This is a genomic window from Streptomyces sp. NPDC051322, assembly GCF_040689485.1.
Taxonomy (GTDB): domain Bacteria; phylum Actinomycetota; class Actinomycetes; order Streptomycetales; family Streptomycetaceae; genus Streptomyces.
In genome coordinates, this window is record NZ_JBFBAK010000011.1 from 249,228 (window position 1) to 268,569 (window position 19,342).

Annotated in this window: 18 protein-coding genes and 1 riboswitch; of the genes, 14 read left to right on the forward strand and 4 right to left on the reverse strand. The window is 70.2% G+C overall.

Annotated elements, in window-relative coordinates; all coding sequences use genetic code 11:
• Window positions 1-95: 95 nt before the first annotated feature.
• From AB0436_RS25550 to AB0436_RS25570, 5 genes are all read left to right on the forward strand, one after another.
• Window positions 96-1,538 carry a GuaB1 family IMP dehydrogenase-related protein gene (locus AB0436_RS25550; protein ID WP_366470254.1) on the forward strand — a complete coding sequence of 481 codons (1,443 nt, stop codon included), beginning with the start codon at window positions 96-98 and terminating at the stop codon, window positions 1,536-1,538.
• 389 nt (window positions 1,539-1,927) lie between these two features.
• Window positions 1,928-3,355, forward strand: a complete 1,428-nt coding sequence (locus AB0436_RS25555; RefSeq protein WP_366470317.1) for an amino acid permease — start codon at window positions 1,928-1,930, stop codon at window positions 3,353-3,355.
• 19 nt (window positions 3,356-3,374) lie between these two features.
• A complete protein-coding gene (locus AB0436_RS25560) occupies window positions 3,375-3,824 on the forward strand; it encodes an Lrp/AsnC family transcriptional regulator (RefSeq protein ID WP_366470255.1) in 450 nt (149 codons plus the stop codon).
• Between the two features lie 174 nt (window positions 3,825-3,998).
• On the forward strand, window positions 3,999-4,799 hold the full coding sequence (locus tag AB0436_RS25565; protein ID WP_366470257.1) for a carbon-nitrogen hydrolase family protein: 801 nt from the start codon (window positions 3,999-4,001) through the stop codon (window positions 4,797-4,799).
• Between the two features lie 72 nt (window positions 4,800-4,871).
• Window positions 4,872-6,578 (forward strand): NAD(P)/FAD-dependent oxidoreductase, encoded by a 1,707-nt coding sequence (locus AB0436_RS25570; protein WP_366470258.1) that lies wholly within the window; start codon window positions 4,872-4,874, stop codon window positions 6,576-6,578.
• A gap of 14 nt (window positions 6,579-6,592) precedes the next feature.
• Here AB0436_RS25570 and AB0436_RS25575 read toward each other — a convergent pair whose 3' ends face one another.
• From AB0436_RS25575 to AB0436_RS25590, 4 genes are all read right to left on the reverse strand, one after another.
• On the reverse strand, window positions 6,593-7,315 hold the full coding sequence (locus AB0436_RS25575; protein WP_366470259.1) for a DUF5995 family protein: 723 nt from the start codon (window positions 7,313-7,315) through the stop codon (window positions 6,593-6,595).
• A gap of 111 nt (window positions 7,316-7,426) precedes the next feature.
• Window positions 7,427-8,701: a family 16 glycosylhydrolase gene (locus AB0436_RS25580; protein ID WP_366470261.1), complete on the reverse strand. Its 1,275-nt coding sequence runs from the start codon at window positions 8,699-8,701 to the stop codon at window positions 7,427-7,429.
• Window positions 8,702-8,839: 138 nt separating this feature from the next.
• The gene (locus tag AB0436_RS25585) at window positions 8,840-10,225 is read right to left on the reverse strand and encodes a solute carrier family 23 protein (RefSeq protein ID WP_366470262.1); all 1,386 of its coding nucleotides are present in this window, start codon (window positions 10,223-10,225) and stop codon (window positions 8,840-8,842) included.
• Between the two features lie 136 nt (window positions 10,226-10,361).
• Window positions 10,362-11,579, reverse strand: a complete 1,218-nt coding sequence (locus tag AB0436_RS25590) for an MFS transporter (protein WP_366470263.1) — start codon at window positions 11,577-11,579, stop codon at window positions 10,362-10,364.
• A 120-nt stretch (window positions 11,580-11,699) separates the two neighbouring features.
• On the opposite strand from AB0436_RS25590, the gene AB0436_RS25595 reads away from it, so the two are divergent.
• From AB0436_RS25595 to AB0436_RS25635, 9 genes are all read left to right on the forward strand, one after another.
• A complete protein-coding gene (locus AB0436_RS25595) occupies window positions 11,700-12,872 on the forward strand; it encodes an ROK family transcriptional regulator (protein ID WP_366470264.1) in 1,173 nt (390 codons plus the stop codon).
• Window positions 12,873-12,987: 115 nt separating this feature from the next.
• A riboswitch (FMN riboswitch) is annotated at window positions 12,988-13,118 on the forward strand.
• A gap of 192 nt (window positions 13,119-13,310) precedes the next feature.
• Window positions 13,311-14,357: a bifunctional diaminohydroxyphosphoribosylaminopyrimidine deaminase/5-amino-6-(5-phosphoribosylamino)uracil reductase RibD gene (gene ribD / locus AB0436_RS25600; RefSeq protein WP_366470318.1), complete on the forward strand. Its 1,047-nt coding sequence runs from the start codon at window positions 13,311-13,313 to the stop codon at window positions 14,355-14,357.
• A gap of 5 nt (window positions 14,358-14,362) precedes the next feature.
• Window positions 14,363-15,007 (forward strand): riboflavin synthase, encoded by a 645-nt coding sequence (locus tag AB0436_RS25605; RefSeq protein ID WP_366470265.1) that lies wholly within the window; start codon window positions 14,363-14,365, stop codon window positions 15,005-15,007.
• A complete protein-coding gene (locus AB0436_RS25610; RefSeq protein WP_366470266.1) occupies window positions 15,004-15,657 on the forward strand; it encodes a nicotinamide mononucleotide transporter family protein in 654 nt (217 codons plus the stop codon). Before AB0436_RS25605 ends, AB0436_RS25610 begins: the two co-directional genes overlap by 4 nt.
• Window positions 15,654-16,937 carry a bifunctional 3,4-dihydroxy-2-butanone-4-phosphate synthase/GTP cyclohydrolase II gene (locus AB0436_RS25615; RefSeq protein ID WP_366470267.1) on the forward strand — a complete coding sequence of 428 codons (1,284 nt, stop codon included), beginning with the start codon at window positions 15,654-15,656 and terminating at the stop codon, window positions 16,935-16,937. Before AB0436_RS25610 ends, AB0436_RS25615 begins: the two co-directional genes overlap by 4 nt.
• Window positions 16,938-16,955: 18 nt before the next feature.
• Window positions 16,956-17,441 (forward strand): 6,7-dimethyl-8-ribityllumazine synthase, encoded by a 486-nt coding sequence (gene ribH, locus AB0436_RS25620; protein ID WP_366470268.1) that lies wholly within the window; start codon window positions 16,956-16,958, stop codon window positions 17,439-17,441.
• A 34-nt stretch (window positions 17,442-17,475) separates the two neighbouring features.
• Window positions 17,476-17,748 (forward strand): phosphoribosyl-ATP diphosphatase, encoded by a 273-nt coding sequence (locus AB0436_RS25625; protein ID WP_365854726.1) that lies wholly within the window; start codon window positions 17,476-17,478, stop codon window positions 17,746-17,748.
• Between the two features lie 67 nt (window positions 17,749-17,815).
• Window positions 17,816-18,664 carry an ATP phosphoribosyltransferase gene (gene hisG / locus AB0436_RS25630; protein ID WP_366470269.1) on the forward strand — a complete coding sequence of 283 codons (849 nt, stop codon included), beginning with the start codon at window positions 17,816-17,818 and terminating at the stop codon, window positions 18,662-18,664.
• A gap of 46 nt (window positions 18,665-18,710) precedes the next feature.
• Window positions 18,711-19,166, forward strand: coding sequence for a PH domain-containing protein (locus AB0436_RS25635; RefSeq protein WP_366470270.1), 456 nt, complete (start codon window positions 18,711-18,713; stop codon window positions 19,164-19,166).
• The last annotated feature ends 176 nt before the right edge of the window (window positions 19,167-19,342 follow it).

Below are 19,342 nucleotides of genomic sequence, written 5' to 3' on the forward strand. Positions count from 1 at the left end.
GCGATGATGGCCTAGGAGCCGCAGCCTGATCCCTTGCTGGACGGCGCTGACTTCCCGCCCGCCCATTCTGTAAAACCGCAGGTGAGAGAGTTAGCATGCGTTTCCTCAATGGCTTGAGCCCCTCGTACGACCTCACGTATGACGACGTGTTCATGGTGCCGAGCCGTTCCGCAGTCGGCTCCCGGCTGGCCGTCGATCTCGCAGCTCCGGACGGCACCGGCACCACCATTCCGCTGGTCGTCGCGAACATGACCGCCATCGCCGGCCGGCGCATGGCGGAGACGGTCGCCCGCCGCGGTGGGCTCGTCGTCATTCCGCAGGACATCCCGATCGACGTCGTCACCGAGGTGATCTCCTGGGTGAAGACCCGGCACCTCGTGCTGGACACCCCGATCGTGCTGGCGCCCTCCCAGACCGTGGCCGACGCGCTCTCGTTGCTGCCCAAGCGGGCGCACAACGCCGGAGTCGTCGTCGACGACGCGGGCAGGCCGGTCGGGGTCGTCACCGACGAGGACCTGGCCGGCGTGGACCGCTTCACCCAGCTCTCCGAGGTCATGTCGAGGGATCTGCTGCTGCTCGACGCGGAGATCGACCCGCGGGAGGCCTTCAACCGGCTCGACGGGGCCAACCGCCGCTACGCCCCCGCGGTCGACGCGGACGGCAAGCTGGCGGGCATCCTGACCCGTAAGGGCGCGCTGCGCGCCACCCTGTACACCCCGGCCGTGGACACGCAGGGCAGGCTGCGCATCGCCGCCGCCGTCGGGATCAACGGAGACGTCGCGGGCAAGGCGAAGCAGCTTCTCGACGCGGGCGCCGACACCATCGTGGTGGACACCGCGCACGGACACCAGGAGTCGATGATCGCCGCGGTGAAGGCGGTCCGTGCACTCGACCCCGCGGTGCCGATCGTGGCCGGCAACATCGTGGCCGCCGACGGGGTGCGTGACCTCATCGAGGCAGGCGCCGACATCATCAAGGTCGGTGTGGGCCCCGGGGCCATGTGCACCACCCGGATGATGACCGGTGTCGGCCGCCCGCAGTTCTCCGCAGTGCTCGAATGCGCCACCGAGGCACGGAAGTTCGGCAAGCACGTCTGGGCCGACGGTGGTGTCAGGCACCCGCGCGATGTCGCCATGGCGCTGGCCGCCGGCGCGTCCAACGTCATGATCGGCTCCTGGTTCGCCGGTACGTACGAGTCGCCCGGCGATCTCCAGCAGTCCGCCGACGGCCGGTGGTACAAGGAGTCGTTCGGCATGGCGTCGGCCCGGGCCGTCCGGAACCGAACGAGCGAGGACTCGGCCTACGAACGGGCCCGCAAGGGGCTGTTCGAGGAGGGCATCTCCACCTCCCGGATGTTCCTCGACCCGGCGCGCCCGGGCGTCGAGGACCTGATCGACTCGATCATCGCCGGCGTCCGCTCCTCGTGCACCTACGCCGGCGCCAACTCCCTGGAGGAGTTCGCCGAGCGGGCCGTGGTCGGCGTACAGAGCGCCGCCGGATATGCCGAGGGTATGCCGCTGCACGCCAGTTGGGGCTGACCGTCCCGGCCCTCGTTCGATGCCGGCCCCCGCAGGTGTGCGGGGGCCGGCTCGGTTGATACGGCGAAGCAACGATTGTCCGTCCGCTCCGTCCCTGCGCAACGATCGTGCGCCGATGCGCAAGATTGATGCATTACGGGCGCACTCACCCACCTCGTAGGGTCTTGCGCAGTACGTGGAGTGGCGGGGACCGCCTGCTCGGCGGTCCCCCACATGCGGGTTGCCTGTGAACATCGGCATGCGCGCGGTCGGTGTCCGCCGCGGGTCCTTGTCGCCGGACCGGCAGCGATCAAGGAGCCACCTCAGTGTTGGATCAGGGCACAGCGCCATCCGCCGCGCAGGACGCGGTCGCCACCCGACGGGCCCCCGTCGGCTTCGGCGCCCGCCTGGTGCGCCGCAAACCGGTCGAGCTTCTTGTCGCCGAGGGGGGCCAGGGACAGGGCGGCTCGCTGCGGCGCTCGCTCGGCATGTGGCAGCTGACGATGATCAGCATCGGCGCCACCCTGGGCACCGGAATCTTCGTGGTGCTCGGCGAGGCCGTGCCGAAGGCCGGACCCGCCGTGGTCATCTCGTTCGTCATCGCCGGAATCACCGCGCTGTTCTCGGCCCTGTCGTACGCGGAGCTGGCGGGCACCATCCCGGTTTCCGGGTCCTCCTACTCCTACGCGTACGCGACACTCGGGGAACTCGTCGCCTGGGTCTGTGGCTGGTGTCTGATCCTCGAGTACGGCGTGTCCGTGGCGGCCGTGGCCGTTGGCTGGGGGCAGTACCTCAACGAACTGCTCGACGGCACCATCGGCGTCACCATCCCCGCCGCACTCGCCAATCCGCCCGGCGAAGGCGGCGTGTTCAACCTCCCGGCGCTGCTCGTGGTCCTGCTCTGCATGGCCTTCCTGCTGGGCGGCGCTCGGGAAAGCGCCCGGGTGAACACCATCATGGTGGGCGTGAAGATCGTGGCCCTGCTGCTCTTCTGTGCGGTCGCGTTCACCGGCATCCGGGCGGGCAACTACAAGCCCTTCATGCCGCTGGGCATCGGGGGCGTCAGCGCCGCCGGCGCCACTCTGTTCTTCTCGTACATCGGATTCGACGCCGCGTCCACCGCGGGCGAAGAGGCCAAGAACCCCAAGCGCGACCTGCCGCGCGCGATCATGCTGTCGCTGCTGATCGTCACCGCGCTGTACGTCCTGGTGGCGGCCGTCGCGGTCGGTGCGATGCCCTGGAAGGGCTTCGAGGGATCGGAGGCCGCACTCGCCGGGATCATGAAGGACGTCACCGGTCAGAGCTTCTGGGCCGTACTGCTCGCGGCCGGTGCGGTGGTCGCCATCGCCAGTGTCGTGCTGACCGTGCTGTACGGGCAGACCCGCATCCTCTTCGCGATGTCCCGCGACGGACTCGTACCGAAGGTCTTCTCCCGGGTCCACGCGCCCACCGGCGTGCCGCGCACCAATACCGTCGTCGTGTCCCTGTTCTGCGGCGTCCTCGCCGCCGCCATTCCGCTCGGCCAGCTGGCCGACGCCACCAGCATCGGCACCCTCTTCGCCTTCGGCCTGGTCAATATCGCGGTCATCGTGCTGCGCCGGACCCGCCCGGACATGCACCGGACGTTCCGGGTCCCGCTCGCGCCGGTATTTCCGGCGATCGGCTTCCTGCTGTGCGTGTACATGATGGGCAGCCTCTCCCTGGTCACCTGGTTGGTCTTCGGAGGCTGGATGATCGTCGGGCTCGTGTTCTACTTCGGATACGGGATGCGCAGGTCCCGGCTCGGCCGTGAGGACCTGCCCGCCCGGGAAGCCCCGCAGGCACCAGCAGAGAAGTGAACCAGCCGCAGTGCGACAGATGAACGACCTCGACCAGCGCATCGTGCACGCCCTCGCCCAGGACGCGCGACGCTCCTATGCCGACATCGGTACGGAGGTCGGCCTGTCCGCGCCCGCCGTCAAGCGGCGCGTGGACAGGCTGCGCGCCGAGGGGGCCATCACCGGATTCACCGTCCGGGTGGACCCGGCGGCTCTCGGCTGGAAGACCGAGGGGTTCATCGAGATCTACTGCCGCCGGAACACCTCCCCCGAGTCGATCCACCGCGGCCTCTCCCGCTATCCGGAAGTCGCCTCCGCGTCCACCGTCACCGGTGACGCGGACGCCATCGTCCAGGTCTTCGCCTCCGACATGCGCCATTTCGAGCGGGTGCTGGAACGGATCGCCGGGGAGCCGTTCGTGGAACGTACGAGGTCGGTCCTGGTGCTCTCGCCACTGCTGCGCCGGTTCAGCTCCGGCGCCCCCGCCTGAGGCAGCCGCAGCGGACCCGCGCAACGAATCGACGCGGAGGCCGCGCAACGCGCAATGAATGCGGCGCAGCTGCGCAACGGTGGCGGCTTGTCCGGCCGGCGGCCCGCCCCGTAGCGTCGAAACGTCTCCTCCCTCCCTCGTGTCACCCTCACCCGTCTCAGTTGAAGAGGTCCCATGGCGCCGCTGCGCATCGCGCTGTACCAAGGCCCCGCCGGCGTCCCCGACACCACCTCGGTCACCCTGGCCGCGCTGGCCGGAGCCGCCCGGCGCGCCGCCGATGCGGGCGCCCGGCTGCTGCTCACCAACGAGCTGTACCTCACCGGCTACGCGCTCGGTGCCGGGGTCCTGGAGCGCGCCGAGCCGGCGGACGGCCCCGGCGCCGAAGCCGTTGCCGCCGTCGCCGCCGAACACGGCCTCGCCATCGGTTACGGCTATCCGGAACGCGAGCGGGACGCCGTCTTCAACGCCCTGCAGCTGATCGGCCCGGACGGCGCCCGGCTGGCGAACTACCGAAAGGCCCATCTCTTCGGCGCCTTCGAGACCACCTACTTCACGCCCGGCGACGAGCCCGTCGTGCAGGCCGACCTCGGCGGCCTGCGCCTGGGCCTGCTGATCTGCTACGACGTGGAGTTCCCGGAGCCCGTGCGGGCACACGCCCTGGCAGGCACCGAACTGCTGCTCGCGCCGACCGCGCTGATGCGCCCGTACGAGATCGTCCCGCAGACGGTCATCCCGGCCCGCGCCTGGGAGAGCCAGCTCTACATCGCCTACGCCAACCGCAGCGGCACCGAGGGCGAGTTCAGCTTCGCGGGCATGAGCTGCGTCGCCGGGCCCGACGGAACCGTACGGGCGCGGGCCGGCGCGGGCGAGGAGCTGGTGATCGCCGATGTCGACCCGGGCTTCCTGCGGGCGTCCCGCGCCGAGAACACCTATCTGAACGACCGCCGCCCCGAGCTGTACACCACGCTCGTCTGAGCCCCGGAAGCGCCGTACTTCCCCGGCGGACGCAAGCCCCCAGCCACCTTTTCCAGTAGGAGAGTTCAGCCGATGACGTCCACGGTGCCCACCGCCGTCCACGACGAGCAGCACGCCGAGGCCCAGGCCGAGCCGCCGATCACCATGTTCGGACCGGACTTCCCGTACGCGTACGACGACTACCTGGCCCATCCGGCCGGTCTCGGCCAGATACCCGCGACCGAGCACGGCGCCGAGGTCGCGGTCATCGGCGGTGGCCTGTCCGGTATCGTCACCGCGTACGAGCTGATGAAGATGGGCCTCAAGCCCGTCGTCTACGAGGCGGACCGGATCGGCGGCCGGCTCCGGACCGTCGGCTTCGAGGGCTGCGACGAGAACCTGACGGCGGAGATGGGCGCCATGCGCTTCCCGCCGTGCTCCACCGCGCTGCAGCACTACATCGACCTGGCGGGCCTGGAGACCAAGCCGTTCCCCAACCCGCTGGCCGCGGACACCCCGTCGACCGTCGTCGACCTGAAGGGTGAAACGCACTACGCCACTTCGGTGGACGACCTGCCCGAGGTCTACCACCAGGTCATGCATGCCTGGAACGCCTGTCTGGAGGACGGCGCCGACTTCTCCGACATGCAGCGGGCGATCCGCGAACGCGACATCCCCACGATCCGCACGATCTGGGCGCAGCTCGTCGAGAAGCTCGACAACCAGACCTTCTACGGCTTCCTCTGCGACTCCCCGTCCTTCAGGTCCTTCCGGCACCGGGAGATCTTCGGCCAGGTCGGCTTCGGTACCGGTGGCTGGGACACCGACTTCCCGAACTCGATCCTGGAGATTCTGCGCGTCGTCTACACCGGCGCGGACGACGACCACCGCGGCATCGTCGGCGGCAGCCAGCAGCTCCCGCTGCGGCTCTGGACGCGCGAGCCGCAGAAGCTCGTCCACTGGGAGCGGGGCACCTCGCTCTCCTCGCTGCACGGCGGCGAGCCGCGCCCGGCCGTGACCCGGCTGCACCGCACCGCGGGAAACCGGATCACCGTGACGGACACGGACGGAGATATCCGTACGTACCGCGCGGTGGTGTTCACCGCCCAGTCGTGGATGCTGCTCTCCAAGATCGCCTGCGACGACTCACTCTTCCCCATCGACCACTGGACGGCGATGGAGCGCACGCACTACATGGAGTCTTCGAAGCTGTTCGTGCCCGTGGACCGGCCGTTCTGGCTGGACAAGGACGAGGAAACCGGCCGGGACACCATGAGCATGACGCTCACCGACCGGATGACCCGCGGCACGTATCTGCTGGACGACGGGCCGGACAAGGCCGCCACCATCTGCCTCTCGTACACCTGGTGCGACGACAGCCTGAAGTGGCTGCCGCTCTCCGCGAACGAGCGGATGGAGGTCATGCTCAAGTCGCTGGGCGAGATCTACCCGAAGGTCGACATCCGCCGCCATGTCATCGGCAACCCGGTCACCGTCTCCTGGGAGAACGAGCCGTACTTCATGGGCGCCTTCAAGGCCAACCTGCCCGGTCACTACCGCTATCAGCGGCGGTTGTTCACCCACTTCATGCAGGACCGGCTGCCGGAGGACAAGCGCGGGATCTTCCTCGCCGGTGATGACATCTCCTGGACGGCCGGCTGGGCCGAGGGCGCCGTGCAGACAGCGCTCAACGCCGTGTGGGGTGTGATGACGCAGTTCGGCGGGGCGACGGACGCGACGAACCCCGGGCCGGGGGACGTCTTCGACGACATCGCGCCGGTGGAGCTGCCGGAAGACTGACCCGGTCCGATACATCAGCCCAATGGGGTCAGCAGGTACCGTCCGACCAGGCCGATCCCCGAGTCCATCCGGTCTCTGAACTCCTCGGCCAGCTGGGGCAGTCCGCGCAGGCCCCAGAGGATCCGCGCCGCCGACCAGGCGGCGTCCCTGGCTCGCTCCAGGCTCCAGGATCCGAGCAGGTGGGTGAGGGGGTCGGCGATCTCCAGGAGATCCGGGCCGGGCATCAGGTCCTCGCGGACCCGTTCCTCCAGCAGCACCAGGACATCGCCGACCCGGTCGAATTCCCCTTCGAGTTCGGCCGGGTCGCAGCCGAGCAGCTGGCAGCTGTCCACCACGGCGAGGGCCAGATCATGCCCGATGTGGGCGTTGATCCCGGCCAGTGCGAACTGCAGCGGACGGACCCCCGGATGGTGCCGGTACTGGAAGAGCGGCCGCCAGCAGGCGGGCGGCCGCCGTCCGTCGGCCGCTGCTTCCACCGCGGCGAGATAGCGCTCAGCGAACAGCACATCCAGCGTCTCCGCCGAGCGGCGCCAGGCGAACTCCCGGACGTCGATGCGCCGGCCGATCTCCTCGGTGACCGTCAGGTAGACCTGGTTGAAGACGGCGACACCGTCCGCAGGGGGCCAGGACGCGCGGAAGGCACGCATGCGGGCCACCACACCGTCGACCGTCGGCTCGTCGAGGACCGTCGGCACACCGAGGCCGGGCCGCGTCGCGGAACGTTCCGTCTTCGCCATGCGCACAGCCTGGCAGCACTCCGGCGCCCACGGGTGGCGCGACGCCCGTACTTCCTCAGAACGGGGGAAGCCGGCCGCCCGGGACGCGGAACGGCCGGCTTCCGGGGGCGGTCAGCCGGTCATCTGCCACTTCTGGTTGGCGCCTCCGCTGCAGTCCCAGATCTGCAGCCTGGTGCCGTCGGCCGAGCTGTTGCCGGTCGCGTCGAGGCACTTGTTCGCGGCCGGATTGACGATGTCGTGCGCGGCGGTGAGGGTCCACTTCTGGGCCCCGGTGCCGTTGCAGTCGTAGAGCTGCACCGGGGTGCCGTTGGCGGTGCCCGCCGCGGTGACGTCCAGGCACTTGCCGAGTGCGCGCAGTGTCCCGTCCGAGCCCGCCGTCCAGGACTGGGCGGCGTTTCCGGTGCAGTTGTGGAGCTGGATGGGGGTGCCGTTGGCGCTGCTCGCCCCCGCCACGTCGACGCACATGCCGCCGATGCCGGTGATGGGGTGGGCGGTTCCGCCGCTCGAGCTGTCGCCGGTGGTGACGTGGACGTAGTCGACGACCAGTTGCTGCGGGAAGGAGGTGTTGCCGTCCGGGTCGCCGGGCCAGTAGCCGCCCACGGCCAGGTTCATGATGAGGTAGAAGGGGTGGTCGAACACCCAGCGGTTACCGTTCAGATCGGCGGGTGTACGGGTCTCGTACACCTGGCCGTCGACGGACCAGGAGATCGAGCCGGGGGCCCAGTCGACGGCGAAGGTGTGAAAGCCGTCGGAGAAGCTCTGGCCGTTGGGGAGGGTGTATCCGGCGCCGATGCCACCCGAACCGGAGTAGCCGGGGCCGTGGATCGTGCCGTGCACGCTGCCGGGTTCGAAGCCGACGTTCTCCATGACGTCGATCTCACCGCTGTTCGGCCACCCGGCGGTTCCGATGTCGTTGCCGAGCATCCAGAACGCCGGCCACATGCCCTGGCCGCGCGGGAGTTTCATCCGCGTCTCGAAGTGGCCGTAGGCCTGGGTGAACTTCGTCGGGGTGGAGAGCCGCGCCGAGGTGTACTGACAGGTGCCGTACCAGCACTGGTAGTTGGCCGGGTTCTCCTTGCGGGCGGTGATGACCAGGTTGCCCTGGCCGTCGAGGGCGGCATTGTGGGTGCCGCTCGTGTAGTACTCCCGCTCGTGGTTGTTGACGTTGTCGCCGGTCTCGTAGCCCCACTTGGAGCTGTCGACCGCGCTGCCCGCGGGGCCGTTGAAATCGTCGGTGAACGTGGCGGTCGCCGCGGCCGGGGCGACGCCGGGGGAGTGCGCCGTATCCGGAGACGCGGCCTGCGGCAGCCAGCTGCCGAGCAGCAGCGCGGCCGATGCGAGCAGAGTGAGCGGGCGGAGATGTCTGTGGGGGGCTGAAGCCGACATGCCGGACTCCTTGGTCGCGACTCACGGAAGGTCATGCACCTGTCATGCAGGTGCTTACCTCATGGCTTAGTTCACGGCTCGATTTAATGGCCGCGGTGAGAAGGCGTCAACACTTCCGGCGCAGGTCCGTACCAAAAACTACTGTGGCTCCTGCGGCTCCCGGTCATACGTGGAGGTCCCGGCATCGAGCAGCGGTGCCTCCCGCGTCAGATGCGACGGGGCCAGCGCCCGCAGCGCGTGATAGCCGCTGAGCACGATCAGGGTGCCGAGGGCGATGCCGCTGAGCTGGAAATTGTCCGTGAACTTCAGGCTCACATTGCCGATACCGATGATCAGGCCGGCGGCGACGGGCACCAGGTGCAGCGGATTGGCGAGGTCGACGCGGGCGCGGATCCAGATCTGAGCGCCGAGAAGCCCGATCATGCCGTAGAGGATGACCGTGATCCCGCCGAGTACCCCGCCCGGAATCGCGGCGACGACGGCGCCGAACTTCGGGCAGAGGCCGAAGAGGATGGCGAAGCCGGCCGCGCACCAGTAGGCGGCGGTGGAGTAGACGCGGGTGGCCGCCATCACGCCGATGTTCTCGGCGTACGTGGTGGTCGCCGGGCCGCCGACGGCGGTGGAGAGCACGGTGGCCGCGCCGTCGGCCATGATCGCACCGCCGAGCCGGTCGTCGAGCGGATCGCCGGTCATCTCACCGACCGCCTTGACGTGCCCGGCGTTCTCGGCGATCAGTGCGACCACGACGGGCAGAGCCACCAGCACGGCCGAGAGCGAGAAGTTCGGGGCGTGGAACGAGGGAAGGCCGATCCACTGCGCATGGCCCACTCCGGAGAGGTCGAGCCGCCAGTGGTCGGTGGCGGCCCCCGCGCCGGTGGCCGAGTGGATCCGGCCGAAGATCCGGTCGGAGAGCCAGGAGATCCCATAGCCGAAGACCAGCCCGAGGAAGATCGCCACCCGGGACCAGAAACCGCGCAGCACCACCAGGGCGAAACCGGTGAAGAGCATGGTGAGCAGCGCGGTCCACTGGTCCTGCGGCCAGTAGGTTCCCGCCGTCACCGGGGCCAGGTTGAAGCCGATCAGCATCACGACGGCGCCGGTGACGGCAGGCGGCAGCACCGCATGGATGATGCGCGCGCCGAGCGCCCGGACGGCCGCTCCGCACAGGAAGAGCGCCGCGCCGACGACGAGCAGGGCTCCGGTGAGCGTGGCGATGTCGCCGCCCTGCGTCTTGATGACCGCGGCCACCCCGACGAAGGACAGGCTGCTGCCGAGATAGCTCGGGATGCGGCCGCGGGTGGCGAGCAGAAAGAAGACGGTGGCCACGCCGGAGGCCATCACGGCGAGATTGGGGTCCAGGCCCATCAGGACCGGTGCGACGAAACAGGCGCCGATCATCGAGACCACGTGCTGGGCACCGAGTCCCGCGGTGCGTCCCCAGGTGAGCCGCTCATCCGGTTTGACGACTTCGCCGGGTGCGAGGGTCTTGCCGTCGCCGTGCAGCTTCCAGCCGAAGCCCGCCATGGTCCTGCTCCTCATGCTCTGTACTGCCGGGCCCCGGCCCGGAGCGGGTTCTCCGCCGGCCTACGCCATCCGGCGTACGCCGGGTCATGTTATGCGGAACCGGAGCATCCTCTTTGCCCCGGGAAGCGGGAGCGCCTCAAGGGCGCGGACCGGGAACTTCCGCTTCGGCGGGGTAACCCTTCGCCGTCGTGGCCCCGGCGGCCGGACGGAGTACCCCCGCCCCCAGCACCAGGCCGAACGCCAGCACGGTCACCAGGACGAAAGACTGCACCAGGGAGGTCGCGTTGGCGATTCCGCCGATCGCCGACGGCGCCACGAGCCCGGAGGTGTAGGTGATGGTGGCGACACCCGCGATGGCCTGGCTCGGACGGGGCCCGCTCCGGCCGGCCGCCGCGAACGCCAGGGGGACGACGACCGCCACGCCGAGGCCGATCAGCGCGAAACCGGCCATGGCGGCCGGTGCGTCGGGCGCCAGCACGACCAGCAGCCCGCCGAGCGTCGCGAGCACGCCGCCGGCCCGCACGGTCCGCACCGCGCCGAAGCGGTCCACCACCCGGTCGCCGGCGAGCCGGGCCAGGGCCATGGTCAGGGAGAAGGCAGTGGTGGAAGCGGCGGCCAGGCCCGGCGAGGTGTCCAGGGTGTCCCGCAGGAAGACCGCCGACCAGTCGAGGCTGCCGCCCTCGGCGAAGACCGCGCAGAACCCGACCGCGCCGATGATCAGTGCCGACCTCGGCGGCAGCGCGAACCGTGGCGGCGCCGCCCCACCCGGGGCGCTCCGCACATCGAGCACATTCCGGCATGCCACCAAACCCAGCACGGTGAGGACCGCGGCGGCCACGCAGTGATGCACGCGGCTGTCACTGCCGAGGTGGGCGGCCACCGTGCCGGCCGCCGATCCGAGCAGCGCGCCCGCGCTCCACATACCGTGCAGACCCGACATGATCGACCGGCCCAGACGGTTCTCGGTCTCGACGCCCAGCGCGTTCATCGCCACGTCCGCCATGCCCGCCGTGGCGCCGTAGACGAAAAGCGCCGCACAGAGCGTGAGCAGATTCGGCGAGAAGGCGGGCAGCGCCAGCGCCAGCGTCCACAGCGCGAGCAGCCCGCTGAGCGCCCGGCGGGCACCGAAGCGGTGGGTGATCGCACCGGACACCGGCATGAGCAGGACGGAGCCGATGGCCGGAAAGGCCAGGGCGAGGCCGAGTTGCCCGGCGCTGACACCGGCGTGTTCCTGGATCCACGGGATGCGGGTGGCGAAACTGCCGGTGACGGCGCCATGTACGCAGAACACCGCGGCCAGTGCGTACCGCCCCCGCTTCAGCGTCTGTCGGCTGAAGCCCGTTCCGCCGGTCATGCACCCTCCCCGGGTCTCGTGGTCACGGTCCCGTTCTGTTGGCTTCGCTGTGCCGGACCCTGATGCGGCAGAAAACTATCAGGTAACCTGCCTGATAAATAGATCTGGAAGGATCCCGGCATGCCCGCATCCTCGAGCACCGCCCGGGCCATCAACGACCGGATCGCCCTCCACCTCCTCCGGGACGAAGGGCCGTTGACGGCAGGTCAACTGAAAACGCTCACCGGTCTCTCGCGCCCGAGCGTCGCCGATCTCGTGGAGCGACTGCAGGGCGCCGGGCTCATCACGGTCGTCGGCGAGTCGGGTGCCCAGCGCCGCGGTCCCAACGCCCGGCTCTACGGCATCGTGGCCGACCGGGCGCACCTCGCCGCTCTCGACGTACGGACCGGAAGCGTCGCCGTCGTCGTGACCGACCTGCTCGGCGCCACCCTCGCCGAGGCGACGCTGCCGATCGGCCGGGACACCGGTACCGGGCCCGCCGTGGAACAGGCGGTCGCGCTGCTCGAACGCACGGCGCACGCGGCAGGCGTGACCCGGCTGCACAGCGTCGGCGTCGGGGCCCCGGGGCTCATCGACCCGGTGACCGGCGAGCTGCGGGCCACCACCGGCCTGCCCGCCTGGCATCGCAAGCTCGTCATCGCTCTCCAGCAACGGCTGCCCGCCACGGTGCTGGTGGAGAACGAGACCAACCTCGCGGCCATCGCCGAACAGCGCAGCGGAGCCGCCCGCGGCATCGGCACGTTCGTCCTGCTCTGGCTCGGTCACGGGGTGGGGGCCGCCGTCGTACTGGAGGGCAGAATCCGCCGTGGAGCCTCGGGCGGCGCCGGTGAACTCGGGTTTCTCCCGGTGCCCGGCTCGGGCGGGCTGCCGTCGGCCACCAGCTGCGACGACGGATTTCACGCCCTGGTGGGCAGCGCCGGGATCTGCGTGCTCGGCGCCGAGCACGGCATCGACGCCGCCCCCGCCGCGCAGGAACCGGCTGCTGCGGCCCTGGTGCGGGCCGCACCGTCCGCCGGGGAACCCGGTGAGCGCTTCCTGGACGAGCTCGCCACCCGTATCGCGGTCGGCGTCGCGGCGGTGGCGGCCGTGCTCGACCCCGGATGCGTGGTGCTCGCAGGCGAGGTCGGCGAGGCCGGCGGCGCGGCGCTCGCCGCCCGGGTCGGCGCTCACCTGGCACGGCTCTCGCCTCTGCACACGGAGGTCAGGGCCGGGATCCTGGGCGGTGGTGCGGTACTGCGCGGGGCGCTGCTGACGGCGCGGGACGCCGCTCAGGACGAGTTGTTCAGCGGCTGAGAGGCAACCGGCCGGGACGGCACGGCAGCCGTTCGGCGCCTGTCTGTGAGCCACCCCACAGTGATCGCCCGCATGGCCGATGGCCGGACGTGGCAGACTTGCCCTGTACCAGTAGCAGCGCACTCCGGGGTCGGTGTAATTCCGAACCGGCGGTTATAGTCCGCGACCCGTCCGCATCCAGCGGCCGGTTGACCAGGTGAAATTCCTGGACCGACGGTGAAAGTCCGGATGGGAGGCAGTGCGCGGCGGGCCGTATGGGTACGCCGTGGTCGGTGACACGTCCCAGGACGTGACTCACCTTCCGCATCGGCGCCCCGTGTGTTCCCGCTCTCTGTCGTCATCGACAGGCCCCGGAGTCCGTGCCCGAAAAGGCAGGAGGACCCGGTGGCCACCGTGAACGCGGCATCCGTAGCTGCCGCATCCGTGGACGCGAATGCCATGCGCCGAGCCATCGAGCTCGCCGCCCGCGGACTCGGCTCCACCAGCCCCAATCCGATCGTCGGCTGCGTCATCCTCGATGCCGCGGGCGAGATCGTGGGCGAAGGCTTCCACCAGCGGGCCGGCGGCCCGCACGCCGAGGTGAACGCGCTCGCAGCAGCAGACGGACGGGCCGGTGGCGGCACCGCGTACGTCACTCTCGAACCCTGCAACCACACCGGCCGCACCGGCCCCTGCGCCCAGGCGCTCATCGACGCGGGCATCGCCCACGTCGTCTACGCGGTGGGCGACCCGAACCCGCAGGCCACCGGGGGTGCCGACACCCTGCGCGCGGCCGGGGTCGAGGTGACGGCCGGGGTTCTCACCGCCGAGGCCGAAGCGGGCAACGCCGCCTGGCTCACCTCCGTACGCCTCGGCCGTCCCCATGTCACCTGGAAGTACGCGGCATCCCTGGACGGCCGCATCGCGGCCGCCGACCGCTCCAGCCGGTGGATCACCTCGCCCGAGTCGCGCGCCGACGTCCACCGGCTGCGCGCCGAGTCGGACGCGGTCGTCGTCGGATCGGGCACCGCCCGCGCGGACGACCCGCACCTCGCCGTACGCGGCACCGAAGGCGTCACCCAGCCGCTGCGGGTGGTCGTCGACACCGGAGCCTCGGCGGTCGTGCCGGGCGCCCGCGTCCTCGACGACGCGGCACCGACCCTGATCGCGGTCGCCGACGGCGTACCCACCGACCTGCCCGACGTCGTACATCTGCCCCGAGGCGCCGGCGGGCTCGATATCCGGGCGCTGCTCGCGGCGCTCCACGAGCGCGGCGTCCGCTCGGTCCTCCTCGAGGGCGGACCGACCCTGGCCGGGGCCTTCGTCGCGGCCGGAGCCGTCGACCGGGTCGTCGGCTATCTCGCCCCCGTACTCATCGGCGCGGGCCCCGCCGCACTCGCCGATGCCGGAATCACCACCATCACCGAAGCGTTGCGGCTCACGATCACCGAGACCGTACGCATCGGCACCGATCTGCGGATCACCGCCACTCCTGAGGAGCGCTGAGCGCCGTGTTCACCGGAATTGTCGAAGAACTGGGTGAGGTCACCGCCGTCGAGAACCTCGGCGACGCCTCCCGCTTCCGCCTGCGCGGACCCGTCGTCACCGACGGCGCCCAGCACGGCGACTCGATCGCCGTCAACGGCGTCTGTCTCACCGTGGTCGACTTCGGCAGCGGCGAGTTCACCGCCGACGTCATGGCCGAGACCCTCAACCGCTCCAGCCTCGGGGCACTCGAGGTGGGCTCCCGCGTCAACCTGGAACGGCCGATGGCGCTCGGCGGCCGGCTCGGTGGGCATCTGGTGCAGGGCCATGTGGACGGCACCGGCACCATCGTCGAGCGCAAGCTCTCCGAGAACTGGGAGATCGTGAAGGTCTCGCTGCCCGCCGACCTCACCCGCTACGTCGTCGAGAAGGGCTCGATCACCGTCGACGGGGTCAGCCTCACCGTGGTCGACGCCGGCTCCGATCACTTCACCATCAGCCTCATCCCGACCACCCTCGCGCTGACCACGCTCGGTATCAAGCAGCCGGGCGACCCGGTCAACCTGGAGGTGGACGTGCTCGCCAAGTACGTCGAGCGGCTGCTCGGCGCCGGCGCGGTGCCCGGCGTCCCGGCGAGCGCCGCCACCGGCATCGGAGGACCGACCGCATGAGCGCCCTGTCCTGGCTGAACACCGAAGCCTTCACCGCCGTCGGCCAGCACATCATCTGGTCGGACATGCTCGGCAACACCATCGGTCTGGCAGCTCTCGCCCTCGGCTGGCGGCGGTCCATCTGGACCTGGCCCGCCCAGTTCCTGTCCGGGCTGATCCTCGTCGCCGCCAATGTCTCGGTGCAGCAGGCGGGCGGCGTCGGCAAGCAGATCGTGGTCATCGCGGTGGCGGTCTGGGGCTGGCAGCGCTGGAGCTCCGGCCGGCAGCAGGACCAGGACGGCGCCGTCGCCGTCCGTTTCGCCCGCCTCCACGAGCGCGGCTATCTCCTGCTGGGCGCCGTCCTCGGAACCCTGGCGGTCGGGGGCCTGTTCACCGCCTTCCCCTCGCTCTCCTGGAGCCCGTGGGCGGACGCGTACATCTTCGTCGGCACGGTGGTCGCGATGGTCGCCCAGGCACGCGGCCTGGTCGAGTTCTGGCTCGCCTGGCTGCTCGTCGACCTGGTCGGCGTCCCGCTCAACTTCCACAGTGGCCTCGCCTTCTCCGGCCTCATCTATGTCGTCTACGGCGCGCTCGTCCTCTGGGGCCTGCGCGACTGGTGGCTCCGCTCCCGTACGAGCGCCGGGCCCGCCATCGAAGGAGCAGCAGTATGACTGCGCAGCCCGTCTGGTACTCGACCGACAACACCGAGGATCTCTCCCTCGACTCCGTCGAGCAGGCCGTCCGCGACATCGCGGCAGGCCGTCCGGTGGTCGTCGTCGACGACGAGGACCGGGAGAACGAGGGTGACCTGGTGATCGCCGCGGAGATGGCGACCCCCGAGATCATCGCCTTCATGATGAACGAATGCCGCGGTCTCATCTGCGCACCCATGGAAGGCGCGGAGCTCGAACGGCTCGACCTGCCGCAGATGGTCGCGCACAACACCGAGTCCATGCAGACGGCCTTCACCGTCTCCGTCGACGCGGGCACCGCACACGGCGTCAGCACCGGCATCTCCGCGGCGGACCGGGCCACCACCCTTCGGCTGCTCGCCGGCGGCCGGGCCGAGGCGGGGGATTTCGTACGGCCCGGACACGTCTTCCCGCTGCGCGCCAAGGCCGGCGGCGTGCTGGTACGCAACGGGCACACCGAGGCGGCCGTCGACCTGGCCAGGCTGGCCGGCCTGCGCCCGGCCGGCGCGATCGTCGAGATCGCCGGCGAGGACGGCGTGATGCTGCGGCTGCCCGAGCTCATCCCGTTCGCCCGCAAGCACGGCCTCACGATCATTTCCATCGAGGACCTGATCGCCTACCGCCGCAGCTCCGAACCGACGGTCCGCCGCGAGGCGACCGTCCAGCTGCCCACCGTCTTCGGTGAGTTCACCGCCTACGGGTACCGCTCGACCGTCGACGGCATCGAACACGTCGCCCTGGTGCACGGCGAGATCGGCGACGGTGAAGACGTCCTGGTCCGGGTCCACTCCGAGTGCCTCACCGGCGACATCTTCCGCTCCCAGCGCTGCGACTGCGGCCCCCAGCTGGAAGCCTCCATGGCCAAGATCACCGACGCGGGCCGCGGCGTCGTCGTCTACCTGCGCGGACACGAGGGGCGCGGTATCGGCCTGCTGTCCAAGCTGCGCGCCTACGAACTGCAGGAGCGCGGCCGGGACACGCTGGACGCCAATCTCGAACTCGGACTCCCCGCCGACGCGCGCGACTACGCCGCGGGCGCCCAGATCCTGGAGGACCTGGGGGTGCACAGCCTGCGGCTGATGACCAACAACCCCGAGAAGACCTCGGCGCTCGTCGAGCACGGCCTGACCGTCACCGGGCGGGAGCCGATGCCCATCAAGGCGGGCGAACACAATCTCCGGTACCTGCGGACCAAGCGGGACCGGATGGGACACGACCTGCCCTGGCTGGACAACGCGTCCGCCTGCGGCAACCAGTAAGAAGCCAGAGGGAGAAACATGAGCGGCAAGGGCGCACCCGAACTCACCGTGAAGAACTGCGGCGACCTGCGCGTGGCCGTCATCGCGGCGCAGTGGCACGAGAAGGTCATGGACGGCCTCGTCGACGGCGCGCTGCGCGCACTGCGCGAGCTGGGCATCGACGAACCGACCCTGCTGCGGGTGCCGGGCAGCTTCGAGCTGCCGGTGGTCGCCAAGGTCCTCGCGGGACGGGGTTACCACGCCATCGTCGCCCTCGGCGTCGTCATCAGGGGCGGCACCCCGCACTTCGACTATGTGTGCCAGGGCGTGGCCAACGGCCTCACCCAGGTCGCCGTGGAAACCGGGGTTCCGATCGGGTTCGGCGTACTGACCTGCGACACCGAGGAGCAGGCGCTGGACAGGGCAGGCCTCGAGGGCTCCAACGAGGACAAGGGGCACGAAGCGGTCACCGCCGCCGTGGCCACCGCGACCACACTGCGTACCGTCAGCGAACCCTGGCACTGAGTACGGGCGCGGACCCCGTATTCTGAGCACCATCATGGCGAACAAAACCTTCGAAGAGCTCTTCACCGAGCTCCAGCTCAAGGCCGCCGACGGCGACCCCTCCACCTCCCGTACCGCCGAACTGGTGGGCAAAGGCGTGCACGCCATCGGCAAGAAGGTCGTCGAGGAGGCCGCCGAGGTCTGGATGGCTGCCGAGTACGAGGGCAACGAAGCCGCCGCCGAGGAGATCTCGCAACTGCTGTACCACGTCCAGGTGATGATGGTCGCCCGCGGGATCTCGCTCGACGACGTCTACGCCCATCTCTGAGCACGGCCCTCCCGCGCCACCGAACAACCCTGCCGTTGAACACCGCTACCTAAGGAAACCGACCCACATGCTGCGCATCGCCGTCCCCAACAAGGGTTCACTCTCCGGGCCTGCGATGGCGATGCTCCATGAGGCCGGCTACCAGCAGCGCAAGGAGTCCAAGGAGCTCGTTCTCGTCGACCCCGAGAACGAGGTGGAGTTCTTCTACCTGCGTCCGCGCGACATCGCGATCTACGTCAGCTCCGGCAAGCTCGACATCGGCATCACCGGCCGTGACCTGCTGCTGGACTCGGGAGCGAGCGCCGAGGAGATCCTGGAGCTCGGCTTCGCCCGCTCCACCTTCCGTTACGCCACCAAGCCCGGCACGGCGCAGGGCCCCGAGGACTTCGGCGGACTGACGATCGCCACGTCCTACGAAGGCATCGTCGCCAAGGACCTCGCCGACCGGGGGATCGACGCCTCCGTGGTGCACCTCGACGGCGCGGTCGAGACCGCCATCGAGCTGGGCGTGGCCCAGATCATCGCGGACGTGGTGGAAACCGGCACCTCGCTGCGCAACGCCGGTCTGGGTGTCATCGGGGAGCCGATCCTGAAGTCCGAGGCCGTCGTCATCCGGCGGACCGGAGCCGGGGCGGAGGAGCCCAAGGTGCAGCAGTTCCTCCGGCGCCTGCAGGGCGTGCTGGTGGCCCGCAGCTACGTGATGATGGACTACGACTGCCGGGTCGAGCACCTGGAGCAGGCCGTGGCCCTGACGCCCGGCCTGGAGTCGCCGACGATCTCTCCGCTGCACCACGAGGGCTGGGTCGCCGTCCGGTCCATGGTCGCCGCCAAGGAGGCCCAGCGGATCATGGACGGCCTGTACGACCTGGGCGCCCGGGCCATCCTCACCACCGCCATCCACGCCTGCCGCCTCTGACCGTCCGCCGACCAGGCCCGCGACCAGCCCGAAGGACGCACAGAGCATGACCGCCCCCGTCGAACCTCCTCCACTGCCGGCCACCTTCCGGCCGACCAGCACCCGGATCGTCCTGCTGACCGTGGGCACGGTCATGCTCGTGGTGCTCTGCTGGATCTCCGTGGCACTCGACACCCTGAACACCGGGGAGCGGGTCAGCTTCATCGTCACCGCACTGGTGTTCTTCGGCGTACTGGCCCTGCTCAGCCGGCCCAAGGTGGTGGCCGACGAGGACGGCGTCACCGTCGTCAACCTCACCTCCCGGCGCAGGCTGGAGTGGGCCGAGATCCTGCGGGTCAATCTGCGGCCGGGCGACGCCTGGGTCTTTCTCGACCTCAGCGACGGCACCACCCTGCCGGCCCTCGGTATCCAGCCCGGCATCGGCAGGGACCGTGCCATCAGGGACGCCCGCGCGCTGAGCGCCCTGGCGGAATCCCGCGGCACGGGTGCACCCAGGCGCTGAGCCCCTGCGCCAGGGCGACGCTTGTTGATTACTCTGGTGGGCGGCGGCGCTCGGAGCGCCCCGCCCCGCACCCTGTGGCCCACGTGGTCCGCGGGGCCACCCCTGCGACATGAGGAGTGACTCCTTCCAGCAATGGACGGATCGTCCGGTAGTACCTGCGCCGCCCCCCATCCGGA

Coding starts and splice junctions, on each gene's coding strand:
- AB0436_RS25610 (WP_366470266.1), top strand. CDS start 15,004: ATGAGCGCCCTGTCCTGGCTGAACACCGAAGCCTTCACCGCCGTCGGC.
- AB0436_RS25590 (WP_366470263.1), bottom strand. CDS start 11,579: ATGACCGGCGGAACGGGCTTCAGCCGACAGACGCTGAAGCGGGGGCGG.
- ribD (WP_366470318.1), top strand. CDS start 13,311: ATGCGCCGAGCCATCGAGCTCGCCGCCCGCGGACTCGGCTCCACCAGC.
- AB0436_RS25575 (WP_366470259.1), bottom strand. CDS start 7,315: ATGGCGAAGACGGAACGTTCCGCGACGCGGCCCGGCCTCGGTGTGCCG.
- AB0436_RS25635 (WP_366470270.1), top strand. CDS start 18,711: ATGACCGCCCCCGTCGAACCTCCTCCACTGCCGGCCACCTTCCGGCCG.
- AB0436_RS25560 (WP_366470255.1), top strand. CDS start 3,375: ATGAACGACCTCGACCAGCGCATCGTGCACGCCCTCGCCCAGGACGCG.
- AB0436_RS25570 (WP_366470258.1), top strand. CDS start 4,872: ATGACGTCCACGGTGCCCACCGCCGTCCACGACGAGCAGCACGCCGAG.
- AB0436_RS25580 (WP_366470261.1), bottom strand. CDS start 8,701: ATGTCGGCTTCAGCCCCCCACAGACATCTCCGCCCGCTCACTCTGCTC.
- hisG (WP_366470269.1), top strand. CDS start 17,816: ATGCTGCGCATCGCCGTCCCCAACAAGGGTTCACTCTCCGGGCCTGCG.
- AB0436_RS25550 (WP_366470254.1), top strand. CDS start 96: ATGCGTTTCCTCAATGGCTTGAGCCCCTCGTACGACCTCACGTATGAC.
- AB0436_RS25625 (WP_365854726.1), top strand. CDS start 17,476: ATGGCGAACAAAACCTTCGAAGAGCTCTTCACCGAGCTCCAGCTCAAG.
- AB0436_RS25565 (WP_366470257.1), top strand. CDS start 3,999: ATGGCGCCGCTGCGCATCGCGCTGTACCAAGGCCCCGCCGGCGTCCCC.
- AB0436_RS25595 (WP_366470264.1), top strand. CDS start 11,700: ATGCCCGCATCCTCGAGCACCGCCCGGGCCATCAACGACCGGATCGCC.
- ribH (WP_366470268.1), top strand. CDS start 16,956: ATGAGCGGCAAGGGCGCACCCGAACTCACCGTGAAGAACTGCGGCGAC.
- AB0436_RS25615 (WP_366470267.1), top strand. CDS start 15,654: ATGACTGCGCAGCCCGTCTGGTACTCGACCGACAACACCGAGGATCTC.
- AB0436_RS25585 (WP_366470262.1), bottom strand. CDS start 10,225: ATGGCGGGCTTCGGCTGGAAGCTGCACGGCGACGGCAAGACCCTCGCA.